The sequence below is a fragment of the Myroides phaeus genome, assembly GCF_009799805.1.
In the GTDB taxonomy this organism is placed as follows: Bacteria; Bacteroidota; Bacteroidia; order Flavobacteriales; family Flavobacteriaceae; genus Flavobacterium; species Flavobacterium phaeum_A.
Genome location: NZ_CP047050.1, coordinates 2614158 through 2633281 on the forward strand (window position 1 = coordinate 2614158; position 19124 = coordinate 2633281).

Annotated in this window: 17 protein-coding genes; 5 read left to right on the forward strand and 12 right to left on the reverse strand. The window is 33.1% G+C overall.

What is annotated here, in order from left to right; all coding sequences use genetic code 11:
• Window positions 1-303: 303 nt before the first annotated feature.
• Window positions 304-537, forward strand: coding sequence for a hypothetical protein (locus GQS07_RS11685; protein ID WP_158210969.1), 234 nt, complete (start codon window positions 304-306; stop codon window positions 535-537).
• A 286-nt stretch (window positions 538-823) separates the two neighbouring features.
• Here GQS07_RS11685 and GQS07_RS11690 read toward each other — a convergent pair whose 3' ends face one another.
• The 3 genes from GQS07_RS11690 to GQS07_RS13715 form a co-directional block, all read right to left on the reverse strand.
• The gene (locus tag GQS07_RS11690; protein ID WP_158210970.1) at window positions 824-1525 is read right to left on the reverse strand and encodes a hypothetical protein; all 702 of its coding nucleotides are present in this window, start codon (window positions 1523-1525) and stop codon (window positions 824-826) included.
• Window positions 1512-2708: a hypothetical protein gene (locus GQS07_RS11695; RefSeq protein ID WP_158210971.1), complete on the reverse strand. Its 1197-nt coding sequence runs from the start codon at window positions 2706-2708 to the stop codon at window positions 1512-1514. The genes GQS07_RS11690 and GQS07_RS11695 overlap by 14 nt, the downstream gene beginning before the upstream one ends.
• A gap of 406 nt (window positions 2709-3114) precedes the next feature.
• The gene (locus GQS07_RS13715) at window positions 3115-3252 is read right to left on the reverse strand and encodes a hypothetical protein (protein WP_199269099.1); all 138 of its coding nucleotides are present in this window, start codon (window positions 3250-3252) and stop codon (window positions 3115-3117) included.
• 205 nt (window positions 3253-3457) lie between these two features.
• On the opposite strand from GQS07_RS13715, the gene GQS07_RS11700 reads away from it, so the two are divergent.
• On the forward strand, window positions 3458-3958 hold the full coding sequence (locus GQS07_RS11700; RefSeq protein WP_158210972.1) for a hypothetical protein: 501 nt from the start codon (window positions 3458-3460) through the stop codon (window positions 3956-3958).
• A gap of 65 nt (window positions 3959-4023) precedes the next feature.
• Here GQS07_RS11700 and GQS07_RS11705 read toward each other — a convergent pair whose 3' ends face one another.
• From GQS07_RS11705 to GQS07_RS11720, 4 genes are all read right to left on the reverse strand, one after another.
• The gene (locus GQS07_RS11705) at window positions 4024-5583 is read right to left on the reverse strand and encodes an NAD(P)/FAD-dependent oxidoreductase (protein ID WP_158210973.1); all 1560 of its coding nucleotides are present in this window, start codon (window positions 5581-5583) and stop codon (window positions 4024-4026) included.
• 355 nt (window positions 5584-5938) lie between these two features.
• Window positions 5939-7534, reverse strand: a complete 1596-nt coding sequence (locus GQS07_RS11710; protein WP_158210974.1) for a beta-carotene 15,15'-monooxygenase — start codon at window positions 7532-7534, stop codon at window positions 5939-5941.
• On the reverse strand, window positions 7524-8597 hold the full coding sequence (locus tag GQS07_RS11715; protein ID WP_158210975.1) for an HlyD family secretion protein: 1074 nt from the start codon (window positions 8595-8597) through the stop codon (window positions 7524-7526). The genes GQS07_RS11710 and GQS07_RS11715 overlap by 11 nt, the downstream gene beginning before the upstream one ends.
• Window positions 8597-9934, reverse strand: a complete 1338-nt coding sequence (locus GQS07_RS11720; protein ID WP_158210976.1) for a TolC family protein — start codon at window positions 9932-9934, stop codon at window positions 8597-8599. The genes GQS07_RS11715 and GQS07_RS11720 overlap by 1 nt, the downstream gene beginning before the upstream one ends.
• 127 nt (window positions 9935-10061) lie before the next feature.
• On the opposite strand from GQS07_RS11720, the gene GQS07_RS11725 reads away from it, so the two are divergent.
• Window positions 10062-10850 (forward strand): helix-turn-helix domain-containing protein, encoded by a 789-nt coding sequence (locus GQS07_RS11725; RefSeq protein ID WP_158210977.1) that lies wholly within the window; start codon window positions 10062-10064, stop codon window positions 10848-10850.
• A 366-nt stretch (window positions 10851-11216) separates the two neighbouring features.
• On the opposite strand, the gene GQS07_RS11730 is transcribed toward GQS07_RS11725, so the two are convergent.
• The gene (locus GQS07_RS11730) at window positions 11217-12527 is read right to left on the reverse strand and encodes a gliding motility-associated C-terminal domain-containing protein (protein ID WP_158210978.1); all 1311 of its coding nucleotides are present in this window, start codon (window positions 12525-12527) and stop codon (window positions 11217-11219) included.
• Between the two features lie 491 nt (window positions 12528-13018).
• Between GQS07_RS11730 and GQS07_RS11735 the strand changes: the two genes are divergently transcribed.
• Window positions 13019-13264: a VF530 family DNA-binding protein gene (locus GQS07_RS11735; RefSeq protein ID WP_158210979.1), complete on the forward strand. Its 246-nt coding sequence runs from the start codon at window positions 13019-13021 to the stop codon at window positions 13262-13264.
• A gap of 75 nt (window positions 13265-13339) precedes the next feature.
• On the opposite strand, the gene GQS07_RS11740 is transcribed toward GQS07_RS11735, so the two are convergent.
• Complete coding sequence (locus GQS07_RS11740; RefSeq protein ID WP_158210980.1) at window positions 13340-13744, reverse strand: DoxX family protein; 405 nt, start codon at window positions 13742-13744, stop codon at window positions 13340-13342.
• 95 nt (window positions 13745-13839) lie between these two features.
• Window positions 13840-14550, reverse strand: a complete 711-nt coding sequence (locus GQS07_RS11745) for an SDR family oxidoreductase (protein WP_158210981.1) — start codon at window positions 14548-14550, stop codon at window positions 13840-13842.
• A gap of 197 nt (window positions 14551-14747) precedes the next feature.
• Between GQS07_RS11745 and GQS07_RS11750 the strand changes: the two genes are divergently transcribed.
• Window positions 14748-16940 carry a S9 family peptidase gene (locus GQS07_RS11750; RefSeq protein ID WP_158210982.1) on the forward strand — a complete coding sequence of 731 codons (2193 nt, stop codon included), beginning with the start codon at window positions 14748-14750 and terminating at the stop codon, window positions 16938-16940.
• Window positions 16941-17010: 70 nt separating this feature from the next.
• Here GQS07_RS11750 and GQS07_RS11755 read toward each other — a convergent pair whose 3' ends face one another.
• Window positions 17011-18237, reverse strand: a complete 1227-nt coding sequence (locus tag GQS07_RS11755) for a DUF6051 family protein (RefSeq protein WP_158210983.1) — start codon at window positions 18235-18237, stop codon at window positions 17011-17013.
• Between the two features lie 111 nt (window positions 18238-18348).
• Window positions 18349-18981 carry a helix-turn-helix domain-containing protein gene (locus GQS07_RS11760; protein ID WP_158210984.1) on the reverse strand — a complete coding sequence of 211 codons (633 nt, stop codon included), beginning with the start codon at window positions 18979-18981 and terminating at the stop codon, window positions 18349-18351.
• Between the last annotated feature and the right edge of the window lie 143 nt (window positions 18982-19124).

Genomic DNA, 19124 nt, shown 5'->3' on the forward strand with positions numbered 1-19124 from the left:
AATTAGTATTAATAAAACTATCCATACAAAAGACTAAACCTATTCTTACATTTTCTTTTTTTTTAAAATAATCTGCGTTATATGTCATTTAAGGTATTTAAAAGAAGAAAAATATATGTTATTTGGTGCTTATCTTTATCTCCTTCTTTTGAATATGTTATAAAATGACACATAGCCCCAGATCTGTTGTTTAGCAAATTTTCAAGCTACAGTTTTAAAATTTACTTACTTTTGTTTCTATATATGAGATACCCTAATAAAAATGCGTATTTCTTATATTCTTAAACATTAATAAAAATAGCTATGAAACTAATAAAGAAAATTGGTGTTACACTTTTAACCACAATGCTGTTAGCATCATGTTCAGTACAGGTTAAATCACATAAGAACCACAAACATCAACATGGAAAAGTAAAGTCTAATGGAAATCAAGGTATGCCTCCTGGACAAGTAAAAAAAGTAACAGGTTCAAAATCGGCAAAACCATATGCTCCAGGACAAAAGAAAAACAAACATTCTAAAAAGTATAAGCATTAATGAATATAACAACAAAAGAAGTTGCCTGATTTACAAACAACTTCTTTTGTTTTAATATTTATATCAAATACTAAAGTCTTCTTTTATAATAACTGAGTACTATACTAATTCTCTGCTATATGTCTACAGCTATTTTATCTTTAATTTTTTCTTATTAAAATAAATCAGCAACATCATCTTGTAACACTTTACAACACTGATAATTCAGATTTTTTACAGGAGAGCGAAGACCATTAATTATTTTATGGCAAATTTACCACGAATTAAATAAAATCTTAGTATGACTTTATTTAATCACCTTCATTCGCAGTGTATATATATTTTGGAGATATCTATCCTTGAATGCTCCTTCATAATAATATGGAATCCCAGGTGGAAAATCTTTACCATTATTATAATTAATAAAATGAAGAAAAATCTCCCCTTTTTCGTGGTCATATTCTTTTATAGAATAAGTGAATTTTAAAGAAGAAATTGTCATCATTACCGTTTTATCACTTCTATTATAAACATATTTATCACCTATTATTATATCATATGTATTTTTATAATCAGCTATTCTTGATGCATCAATATAAAATTTCCCACGTAAAGCAGTATTACTAATAAACTCAAAAATGGTCTCTTGATCTCCTTCTAAATCATTAATATTTTTCCATCCTGTACTTTTTCCATCAATTAATTCCTCTTTCTGAATAGTTGTAAATTTTAAATCTTTGAACGAAAGTGGTAATTGAGAATTTACCTCCTTCAGAACATTGACAACTAATTCATCTTGCACATTTTTCACGTCTTCTTTAAATCTTTTTTTTTCATTTTGATCCAAATTAGTGGCGTGGTCAATTTTTTCTATAGCTTGTTTCTTAATTTCTGAAAGTTCAGTTACATCATTATCACTACTATTTGAACTACAACTTGTTAGTAAACTCAATATGACTAAACATTGAGCACCTATTGACCACCATCTTCTAAGTTTATTTTTTTTCATAAAGCTCTATTTTTCCATAATTAATAGATTCACTTAAACGATTATTATATTCTATATCAATAAAGGCTTCAAATGATGAAATCACATTTCTAAGTTCAAAACTAAATACATAGTTTTCTTTTAGTGCCTCAACACCCTCATCCACAAAAATTAAGTTTTGAAAACTTGCAGTTATAGTGCCATTGTCTTTATTAATAATCCTTAAGCCTATAGAAACAATCTCTTCATTTTCTATCATCAACTCCTTTAACCCCTTCACATAAAGCTGAAGTACATTATTATTAACTGTATATTTCCCAACATTCACGAATGTTTGATCAGACGCAATTATTAACTTATTCAAGTCATAAATAGATGGCGAATCAATTATTTTTATGTCTTCTTTTATCAATATTGGTTTTTTAAAAATATCCTCTACCTTATATTCAAAGTATAAATTATAATTACCTGGTGTTATATTATATTCTTCACCTTCTTTACTATACTGATTATCTTTGTAAATAAGTAAATTAACCAAATTTTCTTCATCATTTTTAAAGTCACTGGGATCAAGGTTTATGTAAAATATTTTTGTAGGATCTTCTTTACTTTCAAATAAATAACGTACTTCTTGCAAGGTTCCATTATAATGTAGGTCTAAATACTGTAAATTATTATTATTACTATTAATCATAATTTGATTAGGATAGTCATTTTTACTATCATAACTCCCTACTTCTACTTTCTCAATATAAAAATCAGCAAAAGTTACTTTTTCTTCTATTTTCTTTGTTACTCCTTTTTGCGTTGAAACTTTTAACTCCAAGATATACTCTTTATTATCTTCAAATTTTTTCTCATCTTTTAAAACAATAATATGCTCTGAAAACATAGTAGTTACTTCTTTAAATGTTTCATTATAAAGAATAGTCTCTTTATCCTTCAATACAACGTCTACAGTTAACAATTGATCTGTTTTATCCTCTAACTTAACTTCAAATGAAATTGGAAAATCAGAATCATAATTCAACTGTTTTGCACCACGCTGACCTAACTTTAGGTCTTTTAGTTCTACTCCCTCATATATTACCTCTTTATCTTCAGATGGATTTATATGCTGATCATCAGCTGACGAACAAGAAATTGTCATTATTAGTATCAATAATACACTGGTCAATAGATAGTTTTTAGTTATGTTTTTCATCTTTATTTAGATTTATTTAAAATATCAAAGCAAAGTTATATATTAAAATAACCTAACATACTTACTTTCTGAATTTTACATAAATACAAAACTATTTAACATGATTTAATACAACATATTTCTAATAAATATTCATTATTACAATAATATTCTCTTTCTTTTATTTACTTTTTTTTAAATAATTTGACTTTATAAAAAATGTTAATAAAAACACTTTGCAATCAATGACTCTTCAAAAAAAGCATTACAATACAACATCTATCTTTCATAGTAATAAGCCCAAAAACAAAACAAGCCTAACTGTTTTTAACAGTTAGGCTTGTTTTGTCTTATTTAAGTAAAGAATTAGGAATTACTTACTATAACCTATAAGCGTTTCATTGACATAATCTAACACCTCCTTAATTTACTCCTTCTTATTCATTTGAGTAACAATAGCTTTTAGTGCAGCTTTTCTATTAGCCACAGCTTCTTTTTCTTTCTTCTTTTTTTGAGCTATTTTCAAGCTTGCTGCTTTTCTGTTTGCAGGGGTATTTCTACTCATACTTATAACAATTAATCAAGTGGACATAATTTTATACAAATTTAAATTTTACAGCTATAACTTACTACAGAACATTAAATAAAATAATTATCTATTTCATTTTACTTTTCATGCCTTAACTAAAAAAAAGACTCATCTAAAATAATAATTCACACCTCAACATTAGATAACTTTTATATTCGCTTCAGATATTAAAAGAATACGCATGCGAAATTTAAAAATATATATTATAGCCATTTTTAGTAGCTTATTATTTGCTAATTGTCAAACCCCTACAGATAAAGCATTAAAACTAAGTGAAAAGGAACTATTCTCTTTTTTAAATGATTACGACTCTTATCAGAATATCGAGATTTCTGAGCCCGCAATCGTAACTATTACTTATTCGGATGATCCTGAGTTTATTGATAAAAAAGAAAAATACGAACAATTAGATAAGTTAGTCGGAGAAATTAGCCTGGATGCCTTGATTGGTAATTCTAATTTAGAATATGCTTACTTAAAACATGGTAATAAGTTTAAACAATTAGAAGACTTAGGAAATGATTTAAAGAGAATTGAAGCTGAGTTTGTTCCTTTTCAGGGAATGAAATCTATACAAAAACTAAGAGCAAATAACACAGCTAATGCTAAAGTAATCGTGACAATTGAATGGATATACGATAGTGAACTAACAAAAGTAATCTCGTACAGAATAGTACAATAAAAATAAGCCTAACTATTATAGTAAATAGTTAGGCTTATTTATTTATATGGGATTTTATCTAATTTTTATGACATACTCTCAACACACATAATAGCACATTTCTCTCCGTCAATTGCCGCTGAGATGATTCCCCCTGCGTATCCTGCTCCTTCTGCACAAGGATATAATCCTTTAATCTGAAGGTGTTCTAATGTCTTATTATCACGAGGAATACGGACTGGAGATGATGTTCTACTCTCCGGAGCGTGTAAAATAGCTTCATTGGTAAAGTATCCTTTCATTGATTTACCAAACTCTTGAAACCCTTCTCTCATTATCTGTGTTAAGAAGCCTGGAAATACACTACCTAATTCCACAGATGTAGTACCTGGTAAGTAAGATGTTTTAGGAATTGACTCTGACACTTTAGACTGTGAAAAGTCAACCATTCGTTGAGCGGGTACACGTTGTGTTTCCCCTGCTAACAAAAATGCTCTTTGTTCAATTGACTTTTGAAACTCCATTCCTGCTAAGGCTCCAAATTTTTCAAATGGTTTAAAATCCTCTAACCTCAACTCTACTACAATTCCAGAGTTTGCCGTTGCTTGGTCACGTTTAGAAGGCGACCAACCATTTGTTACAACTTCACCTGGAGCTGTAGCACACGGTGCAATTACACCACCTGGACACATACAGAATGAATACATTCCGCGACCATTCACTTGTTTTACGATAGAATAAGGCGCTGGTGGTAAAAACTCTCCTCTGTAATCACAAGAGTACTGTATTTTGTCTATAAGCGATTGTGGGTGTTCTGCACGTACTCCCAAGGCAAATGGTTTCGCTTCAATCAAAATATTCTTGCGGTCTAACATCTCATAGATATCACGAGCCGAATGTCCTGTTGCTAAAATAACTTTATTGGCTTCAATAGTATCGCCATTTGCTATAACAACCCCTTGTACTTCGCTATTCTTAACGACTATATCAACTACTTTGGTTTCAAATAATACCTCGCCGCCAAACTCAATAATCTTCTCACGCATATCTTGCATAATCTTTGGTAACTTATTCGTACCAATATGCGGATGTGCTTCTACTAATATATCTTGTGTTGCTCCAAAGGCAACCAATAATTCTAAAATACGGTTTACATCTCCACGTTTCTTAGAACGAGTGTACAGTTTTCCATCTGAATATGTACCTGCTCCTCCTTCTCCAAAACAATAGTTTGACTCTGGATTAACTACGTGGTCAATATTTATTGCTTTTAAATCTCTACGTCTTCCTCTTACATCTTTTCCTCTTTCTATCACAATAGGCTTTACACCTAACTCAATCAACTGTAAAGCGGCAAAATAACCTGCAGGTCCTGCTCCTACAACGATAACTCGCTTTGCATCCTTTACATTCTTATATTCAGGGAAATCAATTTGTCTATGAACGACCTCTTCTCCTTGTAAGAAGACGTCAACTGTCAAATTTATCTTTACAGTACGTTGTCTGGCATCAATAGACCTTTTTAAAATGGTGATGTGCTGAATATCTATCGTAGAACACCCCAAATTATTGGCTACATATTGATTCAATAATTCTGCTGAAGCAGCAACTTCAGGTAGTACTTGTAATTGTAATTCTTTTGGCATATTTCTATTAGGCAATAATTATAATTAAAGCGCAAAAATAAACTAAAATCACAATGATTTACAACAAAATGCGCTATCCTGCAAAATAAGATATCTTACTGTAATATAAAAAGTTACAGCATATTTTTTAAAATATTACCCTACCTCAGCACAACTTCCTTATTATTTACATCACGTAAAACGTCTTGTAGTTTATTAAAACAAAACTTTTTAATGATAATTATTACATTTTTACAACATAGTCAACGCAACACAATCTTTTTATTATTTTTTGCTTGATAATGACGTATAAAAAACAAAGCACATAAATTAGATACTTAGCATATCTAACCTACGTGCTTTTGAGAGAGAAAATTTAAAATGGCGAAAGTGTTTTCGATTTTAAGTACACCCAAGTTTTACTTAGGTATGGGGTGAATATTACTAATAGTAAAATCACCAATAATAACCAGCACATTACTTCATAATAGTCCATCGCATAACGCAATTGAATCTGCTTATTCAAATCAAGCATCAGCAGTTTTTCACTTGCTTTTTCAGCTGGGGTATTTAGCAAACCTCTTCCTTGAAGTTTTGCCGCATTCTGAGATAACTTACTTTGCAAAATAGGATTTGAAAAGTTCATATAATCTAAGAACCTATTTTTATGTTGATTGGAACTATACAAGTTGTAGTAATTCATCAAAGCTGTACTGCTGGTATAGCCTAAATAGCGAATTGCTAAACAAACAGCGGCAGCAGATCCTCCTAATTCAATTGGCACTGAGGCTACACAGTAAATAATTGTCGGTACCATTAACAGCCCTACGCCAAACCCTTGACAGAACAATAACATAAAATATGAGTCTGGATTGGCCGTTGGTGCAAATTGCAAATACATTCCAAAGTGAAAGATGAATAAGAACAGAAAGCCTAAACTCCATATTAAACGCATTTGTAAGCGTTTGATAAGCCACATACACGCAAGCGTTACTCCGGCTACCAACCCTATCAGATTAAAGATATTTAGGTATGATAGGTGTATCGGGTCTAATCGCAAAGAGGTTGTAAAGTGTACATTTGATATTCCTGAGGCAAAACGACAGATGTAAAGAATAAAAAGCAAGAACAACCCTACTTTAAAGTTTCTATATTTCAACACTGTCCAATTGATATAAGGTCTTTTTAAATGCTTTTGACGGATAACGAAAAACAACATTGCTAAAAGTATTCCTAATCCTGCCCAACGTATATCTGCATCTTCAAACCAATAGTATTGTTGCCCATAGATAGTGATATATCCAAATAGAACAACTGCTACGGCATAGAGCACAAAACTCTCCCAATCTAAATTAGACAGCGGAAGCTTTCTGCTTAGACGCACATACTGCATACTCATCAAGACTAAGAACAACCCGGGCACAAAAGATAACGCTGCCATTTTAAACAGAAACGAATAGTCGTACTGGTCAATAAAATCAGCTGTTATCAATTGATTTACGGGGGTTGCACAAATTAGAATACCATAGAAACACGAAAAGGTAATCTCTCTGGCTTTTGAACTTTCAAGGCGCATATACATTGTAGAGATACTCAAGTTCACCGTACTTGCAAAGAGCATTCCTTGTAAAAAACGCACGGGATAAATAATACACAACGCCTGCGTATTGTACAGTGCTACACACCCTAAAAGTTGTAATATATTAAATATGATAAAATATTCTTTTGTAGCTAAATAGGTAAAGAAGCGACGTTCAAGGCTGTAGAACGAAACAAACCCTGCATAAAGAAGAGATACAGAAAACTGAATATCTCTAACGTCGCATCCAAAAAAACCTGCCGCTGCAACTGGATTTGCCGCGGGCAAAAAGAATAATACAATACTTGGCATTAGGAGTACAAACAGAATAATGCGAATCATCCATTCTGGTACCCAATCTGCAAATAACTTAGGAACTTCACTATTTTGCATAAGCTTGTTTTTTGGCGATGTAAGTATTTACATTCATACCAGCTTTTAGTAGTTCTTCAGAATCTGCAGGTGATGTTACTTCTATACGAACGGGAATACGTTGTACAATCTTCACAAAGTTTCCTGTTGCATTATCTGGTGGTAGTAAAGAAAAACTTGAACCTGTAGCGGGTGCGATAGAAATAACGCGACCTTTAAACTCTGTATCCGGATAAGCATCTACCACAATATCTACCTCATCGCCTGTTTGGATATTGCGTATTTGTGTTTCCTTAAAGTTGGCAACAATCCATTTTGGTGTTTCATCATTCACAATATAGGTCAATACTTGTCCAGGTGTAATCATTTGTCCTAAATCTATACTGCGTTTACCCATTCTACCGCGATATGGCGCAGTAACTACTGTGTAATCTACATTTAGGTTCTTATGCTTTTCAAGTTGCTCTAAACGGCTAATTTCCTTTTCAAGCACTCTCTTTTGTGCTTCTATATCTGCAAGCCCTGCTGTAGCGGCACGTGCACTTTCTATGCTACTTTCCCAATTACTCTTATCTATGGTTAACTGAGCTTGTTTTTCTTCCAACTGTTGCGCTGTAGCAGACTCTACATCATATAACTTCTTATAGCGTTTATAGTCTAATTCTTGTTGGTGAAACTTAGATTCGCGTCCTTGAATTTGACTCTCAGCAGCAGCGGCAGTTTGCGATAAAGTATATTGACGCGCATCAAGCTCTTTAATCTGTGCATATTGTTTTTCTATTTCTGCTCTTGTCTGTGCTTGGTCATAGATATACTCTCTGTTATCTACTAACAATAGTGTATCTCCTTTATTAACCATTTGATTTTCTTCAAAGCGCACTTCTGTCAAATAGCCACCTACTCTGGCAATAACCGGATTGATATATTCCTGCACCTGAGCATCGTTTGTTTGCTCATACTTCCAATAAATCCAAAGCGTGTGAATTCCCCAAATACAACCAACGATAATGATTATCGATGCGATATAACGCGTAATACGTGTAATAAAACGGTCTGTAATTTTGATGCGAGTTTTAATGTCCATTATAGTAAGCCTTTAGCTAATTGTAGAGAATAATATTTGTAAATGCTGTCTAACTTTGCAGCTTCAAGTTCAAATTGTGTTTGTAAATATTGAACATCTGCATCGAGTAAATCGATGTATAGAGATGTACTATTGAAATATGTGTTTTTTATGATTCGAGCACTTTCAAATGCTTCTTCTTGATTCTTGGTACACACCTGAATTTGCACAAGCGATTCTTGGTAGCGTAGATAAGCCTCTTGCACCTCTTGTTTAATTTGATCTTGTACGTGTAAGTGTTGTATTTCTTCTTTGTGATGTTCTAACACGTGGCTGCGCTTTTTATGAACGTTGTGGTAAAGTGAAGAAATCGGAAAGGATATTTGCACTCCTATTGTTCCTAAACTATACCAACTTGGATTATAAGGATAAAGGAAGATTTGTGGATTAGCCATTGTAAAGTTCCCTATTAACCCAATACTTGGTTTGGTGTTTGCTTTCACCTTTTTAAGCTCTATCTCACTTAAGGCTAAGTCTTCTTCAGACAACAAGTGTTTGTGAGCGTGTTCTTCTGCTATTTCTAAAGCCTCCTCATACGATTCTACAGGTGCAACTTCAGCATATATATCTTGAGGTTTAATGAAATCTGAGTCACTTATTCCCATAAGCAGTACGAGTTTCTGGTTTTCGATTAGAATATCATTTTCAATCTGAACCAAGGTCATTTCTCTTTTAGATATTTCCATTGAAGCACGAAGTACATCGCTTTTTAGCACTACACCATTCTTGTATAGGTTTTCCATTTGACCAAGCTGTTTCTTTTGGTCTGCGATATCGGCTATCATTACCTCTTTAAACCTCATCACCTTGGCAAGAGCGAGGTAACTTTTAGCTGCTTCTAAGCGAACCTCAGACTGAGATTGTTCTGCTGTAATAACCGCTTTGTCTTCCAGCGTCTTTCGTTCTTCTATTTCCAGATTCTGTTTATTACCATTGTATAAGTTGAGGTACATTGAAACGCCACTGTTGTACAAGGTGTGTATTACATCGTGCTGTTCTGGTTTGTGAAAAAGACCATTTGTGTACACGGGAATATTACTTGCCTTTTCTACACGACCAAAAGCGTTAAATACAGGGTAACGCTCCATTTTTGCGTCTTTCGTGTTCTCTTGGCGTATTTCTATTTCCTTCTGGTGTATTAAGACTTTTTTACTGCGAACATCCGTTTGTTGCCAAACCTCTTTTAAGGTTATTTTTAAGGTATCTCTATCAATGTCTGACGGATTTTTATTTTGGCTGTAGCCAGTGATAATGCCACTTGCGAGCAATGCAAAGAGGTAGAAACTATCGGATTTCATAAATTATTTTTAACCGCACAAAAGTATAATGCAGACGCAATATGTTGTGTTTCTTAAATAGTCAATTTTTTATTGAAACCAGACAAAATCATTGTATACTTTTGTATCAGAAAAAAACAAACCTCAAATGAAGATTATTGATTCCCTTGATTTAATCGATACTGTCCCCAACGGTGTTTATATCAAACATGAAAAATCAGAGAAGCGATACCCTTTACATCAACATCAAAAAGGGCAGCTTACTTATGTAGAAGGGGGCATCACGTATTTAATTGTGGACAATGTAACACACGTTGTGCCTGCTCACTACTTTTTCTGGATTCCTAAAGGTGTACCCCACGTATTGCGCCTAAGTCATTCCGCTACCGTTCTTCACTCTATCTACTTTTATACAGATGACGATGATAAAAATCCGTTCTATAACGAATTGGGAATATATGCCGCTTCTGATTTAGTAGTTGAAATGATTGCTTATACGCAATGTTGGCATGAGCAAATGGTAGATGAACAAACGTATAACTTTGCTTTCTTACAAGCATTGAAGAATATACTGCCAACTTTTGTAAGTAAGAATATGCAGTTGCAATTGCCCTTTAGCGATAATGAGCGGATGGTCAAGATAACGGATTACTTAGATGTCAACTTTGGACTGCCGTTGACGTTATCAGATATTAGCGATCACTTCAATTTAAGCGAACGCTCTGTCTCACGTTTATTTCAGGCAGAACTACAGATTTCTTTTCTCCAATATCTAAAAGCACTGCGCATTTTAAAGGCAATAGAACTTTTATTAAAAACAGAATACTCGGTTAGTGAAATAGCCAATGATGTTGGATATAATACCGTAGGTGCTTTTAGCAACGCTTTTTGTGAATTTACAGGAAGACGCCCTTTAGAGATGAGAAAGAATAAATAATAATAATTAGTTTTTCACAAGTCAATCAAGCACTCTTAATCCAAACAAATACGGGTCTTACACGGGACATATTCGAAACAAGTACCACACATATACCAGATATGTTCGAGAAAAAGGCTTAAATCCGAAGTAGTGTGGTACTTGAGTGGTAGGTGTCTCGAACATCATCCTACTAAATATAGCATAATAGCTTTATAAAATAGAAAACAGTTACTATTGGGTGTATGCTGTTAGACTTTAGTATCTGTAGCCGAATCAAAAGTTAAAAGTACAGTACTACACTTACTTTAGCATCTAACCATCAATAGTAGAAATAAAAAAAGCTGTCTCAAGTTATGAGACAGCTCCATTATCATTATAATTTCACTAATTATTATCTAAGTGTAAGTTAGCCGCTTTTTTAATCATACGACTACCATTTTTATCCTTGTATTCATAAATAACAATGTAGTAATAAGTACCACTTGGTAGTTTCTTATTCTTGTTATAAGTAACCCTTCCTTCTGAATACCCATTAAAAACATTCTCACTACCATCGCCTTTCGGATCATAATTAGTCGTTTCATAAACTAATACTCCCCAACGGTCAAATATCTGTACCTTATTATTCGGGTATTTATTAATGTTATCAATGATAAAGTAGTCATTCATACCATCACCGTTTGGTGTTACCAGGTTATAAATAACAACGTCTCCATCTAACAAGATATCTTTTACATTTGCCAAGGTAAAATATACAAAGCCACTAACTTCTGCTAAAGTAGATATTTCTTTCTTTTCCATATCAACCACTCCTCCTTCATCAACCCACATTTTTTGCTGTTTATCCCAACGAACAATGTGAAGATTTTTCTCTGGATTATTTAATAACTCCGCGGGTGTAATACGCTCATCCCAACTCAATGTAAGAACTACTCTATTTGTACCTGTTTTAGTTGACTTTAGTTCCCAATACTCAGCAGTATTTATTTTGTCTATTGCCCCTGAAACGGCAGTATGCTTTTCAAAGAATTTCTTATCACGAACTATATATTTTCCGCTTATTGCATCTTTAATATTATTTGGAGCTGAAATAGAAGCACGACGATACATTTTTTTATCACCAATTGGATATACAAAAGATTCGTTTCCTACTTTCTCTACCTCGCCTTCAACATAACTTTTATCACTTACATTTTTATGCGTAGCTCCATTGCGAAAACTAACCATACCATATGATAATTTTGTCTTATCATTTAAGGTAGAGTCAACTTTGATTATTCCGTCTTTAAAATCAGCTACACCAAAAATCTCTATATTGTTTTTTAAGTCTATTCCGTACGTAGGATTATCAAACACAACATTATAGAAGTTTGAAACCTCATCTCCTTGCAGTACTTTAGCTTTCGTAGCAGAGTCCTTTGAAAGGAAATATACTGTAGATGTTTTAAGCTTAGAACTAAAATCAAAGACTCCTTTATTAGTAAAGTCTTTAAAGAAATAGATTATTCCATCTGTTTTAACAGATGATTTTTCTTCATTAATAAAGTCAAAACCTGTAGATACTACAGTATTAGGAGCTACAGTTACCATCCCTGTATTTCGCAACTTAAAGTTGCTTAAATCATTTTGACCATAAATCGTTCCCCCAAGTAATAGAACACCTGTAATTGAGGTTATTAAAAACTTCTTTTTCATATTAAATTGGTGCTTTATCCCCACAGCACAACTCTTTAAATTAGCTATCTACTTTCTTGTATCTGTTTTAATTTTATAATCAACAAAGCCTACTTATTTTTCTTATAATTTACAAAAAATTACCCCTGTAGAAATCGAATTGAACTATAAATAAAAAAACATTTATGCTAAAATACATTATTTACGCTACACTTTAATATAAAAAAATACATATTGCGAACAAAAGCAACAATTGATCTATTTATTGAAATATGGATTTATTACATTACAAATACAATCTTCTATTTTTCATTAAGCATTCCTCAATATCTCTTTATCATATTGTATTTAAAGCAAATATTTTACTATATCTCATAAGTAATATTTTTCTCTTTATTAGAGTGAATTGGCTTTATAAAAAGCCATTATTGAACAAACTATAATTTATTGTTAGGTCAAATTGTTTGACACATTATACTGAATAACTGTATCTTTGTTGAAAATAGAATAATATGCAGACTTCGAAAGACCCATTACACGGCAAAAAGCTTGTTGATATATTAGAAGAATTAGTGGAATATTACGACGGTTTTGAAGGTTTGGGGAATCAAATCAATATTCGTTGTTTTACACACGACCCAAGCATAAACTCTTCTTTGAAGTTTTTAAGAAAAACTCCTTGGGCAAGAGAAAAGACGGAAAGTTTATATTTATATGTACTTCGCCAAAAGGCAAAAAAAAACAAACCTCAACAATAAGTTGAGGTTTGTTTTTATATAAGATAGTGATAACTAAAAAAGCTTTTAATACCTTGATATTAATATCACACTGATTTATGATAATATACCGCTTTTCCCTTTGTATATTCTATAACTACCCGGACCAATAAATGCGATAGCTAAGGCACTCATTAAATACAATATATTCAATTCTGCATTTAATCCTCCTGTATTAGGATCAATACCAAAACCTGCAGTTCCTTTAACTAAAAAGAACGTCATAAACATTGTAAAAGCAATGATAGCACCTGAAACACGTGTTGCAAAGCCTACAATCAAAAATAAAGGCGCTACAATCTCTCCTACCGGAACGCCTAACCACAACCATTTGGGCAAACCATTTGCCGATAATTGATTGATGATAAAATCATGGCCGTGAATAAGCTTAAATATCCCGTGAAATATCATTAAGCCTCCTACTCCTAAACGCAGGATAAACTTACCTAAATCTGTACTCATATCTTTATTTTTTATAATTAATAAACGACTACTGCTCTACTTGCTTTATTTATAGCATTATTCTCTCTTATTGAAACGATGTAATACAACGAAAACTACTTACTTGTTTTTAAAGGACGTACTTCAATCTTACTTGGCAATACACGAGGATTCATCTTCAAGATATCTACTACTAATTCGCCAATATCCTCTGGTTGAATCTTCCAAGCATCTGCTTCTGATGGTTCGTGGTTATTGAAATTACTGGTAACAGACCCCGGTAAAATTGTTGTAACCTTTATATCAGCATTTCTCAGATCTAACATTGCCGCTTGTGAGAAACCAACTACACCAAACTTACTTGCATTATATCCAGCACCACTTGCAAAAAAGTTGATTCCGGCTAAACTCGCTACACTAATAAAGTACCCTTTGTGCTCTTTTAACTGCTTGATACTTGCTTTTAGTGTGTGAAACACCCCTGTTAGATTCGTGTCTATCATCGCATTCCAATCTTCTAAAGACAGGTCTTCAATAGAAGCAAATATTCCCAATCCAGCATTTGCAATTACAACATCTACACGACCAAATTGTTCTACTATCGTTTGAATAGCTTTTTCTTCCTCTTGGTAGTTTCTTACGTCTGACTTAATAGCAATCACCTGGTCTGATTTACCTAATTGTGCTGCGATCTCTTGCACTACACTTAGCTCACGCCCAGAAATAGCCACTCTATAATTGTTCTGTAATAGGGCTTCAGCTATCCCTTTTCCAATTCCTTTTGTTCCTCCTGTTATATAGGCTACTTTTTGCAAAGAATTACTCATATATGCTTTGTTTATTTATATTACACATTAATTATTGTAATAAAGGTATTAAGAATATACTTTTTTACAAATATCACATAGCTTATATTAAGACGATTTTATAGTTAAAAAGAAAAGAAAGCTAATTTGCTTGCATAAAAATTGTGCTCAGCACGGAATTAGTTTAAATTAGCGACAATATAAACTCGTAAATCAACATGAAAAATAAATCATTATTATTTCTATTATTAGCAGGAAACGTAATGTTTGCACAACGCGACCTTACGATTACGGAAGCAACTAATGGACAATACTTTAAGTTTTCTCCTGAAAAGATACTTCAACCGAAATGGAAAAGTGACAATGCTTTTTCTATCGTTACTACTAATAGAGATAGCTTATTGATCAAAAGCAAAGAGAATAAATGGGAAAACCAGACTATCCTTACTGCAAAAGAACTTGAGACAATTTTAAATAAGAATATCAAGAATGCAACGTTTGCATTGCGTATGTTGCCTTATGATTTACAATGGTTAAACAATAACGAGATTAGCTTTACGCAAGTTGATAAAGAGCGCAAAGCTAAATATGCGATTCAAGTTAATATTAAAGAGCAAAAGGTAACGAATAGCTTTAAATATAATGCAGATGCAGAGCAAGAGATTACTTCTCGCAATGGCAATTATTTAGCGTGGTTAAAGGATAACAACATTGTAATCACTTCTCACAATGGAACTGATATTGAGGTTACCAATGATCCTACACACGATATTGTTAATGGTAGTAGTGATACTCACCGCAATGAGTTTGGAATCAACAAAGGAATGTGGTGGAGTCCTAAACAAGACCAATTGTTGTATTACCGCAAAGATCAAAGTTTAGTGACTGATTATCCTCTTGTACAATGGGGAGGTCGCGTGGCTGAAAACAAAAATATTAAGTACCCTATGGCAGGTATGAGCAATGAAAGAGTTTCTTTAGTTGTTTATGATGTCTTAACGCAGGAAAAGGTAACGTTACAAACAGGTTTTGAAGATCAATTCTTAACTATGGTTACGTGGGATCCGTCAGGAAACTATGTGTATGTTGGGGTATTAAACCGTCAGCAAAACCATTTGAAAGTTAACCAATACAACGCGGCAACTGGTGCTTTTGAGAAAACATTGTTTGAAGAGAAGTCAAGTGTTTATGTTGAGCCATCTCAAGGTTTAGTGTTTACACCAGGTAACAATAAGACTTTTATTCACTTCTCTGAAAATGAAGGGTACAGACAAATGTACTTATACAATACAGATGGAAAGCTTGAAAAGAAATTAGGACACGAGAATGTGATTGTTTCTGAGTTTTTAGGTTTTGATGAGGATGGTAAAAATGCGTTCTACACTGGAGTTACTAATAAAGGGTTGGATAGACAATTGTTTAAAGTAAACCTTAAAAAGGGTAAAACAGAGCAAATTACTACGCTTTCGGGAACACATAATGTTGTATTGAACAAAAACAAAACCTTGTTCATCGATCAGTTTAATAATATTGATACGCCTAATAAGGTTGCTGTTGTCAATACAGACAACAAAAAAGAAGATGCTTTGTTAGTTTCTAAGAATCCGTATGATGGGGTTATTACTATGCCTAAGATGGAATTGGTAACTATTAAGGCGGCTGACAACAAAACGGATCTGAATGCACGTGTTATCTACCCTACCAATTTTGATGCGTCTAAGAAGTATCCTGTGATGGTTTACGTTTATGGAGGACCACACGCACAGTTGGTAACTAACTCTTGGTTAGGAGGTGCTAACTTGTTCTTCCATTACATGGCACAAAATGGTTATATAGTGTTTACCGTGGACAACAGAGGTAGTTTCAACAGAGGACGTGATTTTGAACAAGTAATTCACAGACAGTTAGGACAAAATGAAATGGCTGATCAACTAAAAGGGGTTGATTATCTAAAAACACTTTCTTTTGTTGACCAAGATAAAATTGGTGTGTACGGATGGAGCTTTGGTGGATTTATGACTACTACGCTTTCTATCAACCACCCTGAAATATTCAAAGTAGGTGTTGCTGGTGGTCCTGTGATGGATTGGAAGTACTACGAGATTATGTACGGTGAGCGATACATGGACATGCCTCAAGAAAATCCGGAAGGATATGAGAAAACAAGCTTGATTAATAAAGCGAATAAAATAGACAATAAGTTATTGTTAATACACGGTGCTCAAGACCCAGTTGTTGTTCAACAACACACAATGGACTTTATTGAAGCAGCTATCAAAGGACAAAAGCAAGTTGACTTCTTTTTATACCCATCTCACGAACACAATGTATCAGGGATAGACAGAGTTCACTTGAATACGAAGATTGCTAATTACTTCTTTGATTACTTGGCTAAACCAGCTAAAAAGTAAGTCAATCTTCTTGTAAGACTATAAAAACAGAAAAGGCGAACTATATAGTTCGCCTTTTCTGTTTTATACTTTACTCTTTGTAAAAAGAGACCATCTTATCTATGGTCATATTGAACGCCTCTGTTACCTCATCTGCGTTCTTCACAGTTAAAGGAAACGGAATCATATGACTATAATTGAACGGATAGTCTATTACATCTACTTCAATATTTATAGTGCGGTAGGCCCCTTGAAGCGTATTCAATGCCTCTACGGGTGGAGCAATATCATCTTTCATCAAGTTTATAGACTTAATACGTCCTTCAAGCTCTTTAAATCGGTTTTCTCTATTCTCCTGATAATGGTAATAGCGCAACATTGTTCTAAACCAACTCTCCTCTGGATGTTTCAATATATCTTGATAGTGTTCTAATCTTGGTTCAGACACAAAAGAAGTTGTCAGTAATTGTGCAAATGTCTTCTGCATCATAATAGTTGCACGAGCATCCATAATGTACTTTGATATTGGAGCCATACGATCTATTGTCATTCCCCCACAATAACACAACAACTTAGAAGAGTCTAAAAGCCCCTTAGGATTGGCCATTAAGATGATTAGCGATAAAAACGAGCCGATAGAGTAACCAAACAAGTCAATAGTAGCATTCTTGTCAATGGTAGGATAAGTTCCCTTCTTCACTTCCTCTACCCATTGTATAAAGTCGTAGTACGTTTGTAAACCAGACCAAAAAAGACGTAAAGGATTATCTTCCATTCTCGTTGAAATAGCCGCATTCACATAACTTGTATCTGAATTAGTCTTCCAGTCTTCTGCTCTTTTCTGAGCAATACCAAACATTAACTTACGATCAGACCACTCCGCTGGAGTTCTATCCATGTGAAAGCTAATCGGAAATAGAACAATCGCTTTTCCTGTTTGCTTAGCCAACTCATACGCCCAAGGTAAATACTTGTCCCACTTTTTCTCATTCAAACCGTGAAACATCACAATGACACCCTTAGAAACTTTACTTTCTTTAGTTCTTAAGACTGATATCTTAAATCGTTCATTCTGTTTTATATTAAAATCAGGACATCCCAACAAATGATCTTCTATTTCACCTTTAGTTACTTCTTCCTTGTAGTCAATATCGTGTTTACCACAACTCAAATCATCAGAACCATACAATACTTTTTTACCTTTTTGAGATAAAAAGTCATAATTAAAAATTTCTATCCCTAACTCAGAACTTTCAAGGTAATTCTGTTCTGTTGAATATAGTTCTTTTAAGGCGTCATAAAGTTGGTAATACTGCATAAGTCAAAAATATTTTACTAAAAGTAATCATTTGTCTCGGGAATAATTCAAAAAAAAAGACTTTCTTCAAAGAAAAGAAAGTCCTTTTTTATTTTTTTAATTAAAGTTTTATTAACTCATATTTTTATTATTACCGATAAATGCCCCGCGAACACAAAAAACTTCTTTTACTTGGTTCTCTGGTACAATTAAATTTTCGTAATTTTCATTATCACTTATAAAAAATAATTCATTTGTATCAGTCTTACGTTTGAACCTATAACAAACAATTCCTTTATCTTTTAAGACTAATACGTATACATTCCAAGGTTTTAGATCTTGTAAACTGATTTTCTCACTTAAAACATAAGAAGTTACCTTAATTGTAGGATACATATTTTCGCTTGATATCTGAAATGCTGTATCAATTTCTTCTTCTGTTGGAAATATAAAAGTAGGACAAATTGCTAATGCATTTTTAGCATCTAAACAGTATTCAAAATGATGCTCAACAGATATCATTTTAACCCTTCTTTTATGAAGATTAAAACCATTAATATTTTCTGATCCCTCTAAAAAAAGAGTATTCAAATCAATCTTGTGTATTTCGCATAAAGCTATAATCTTTTCAAAATGCAGAGATTCCCGTGACTTCCACGATGATACAGTGTTTGGTTTAACATCTAACAACTTAGCTAATTGAAAATCTGTTTTTATTTCTAATAATTCCTTTAATTTTTTAATAACCTCAATACTACTTTTCATAATCCTTTTTATTAATATCTCAATAACCAGACTTCAGTACCACCACTGAATGTAGTTTAGCAAGGTGTAAAGCTTAATTATTGAAACAATCTTATTTTCCCTTTTAATAGTAATTTATAGCAACAGTCTCTATTCCCAATCAA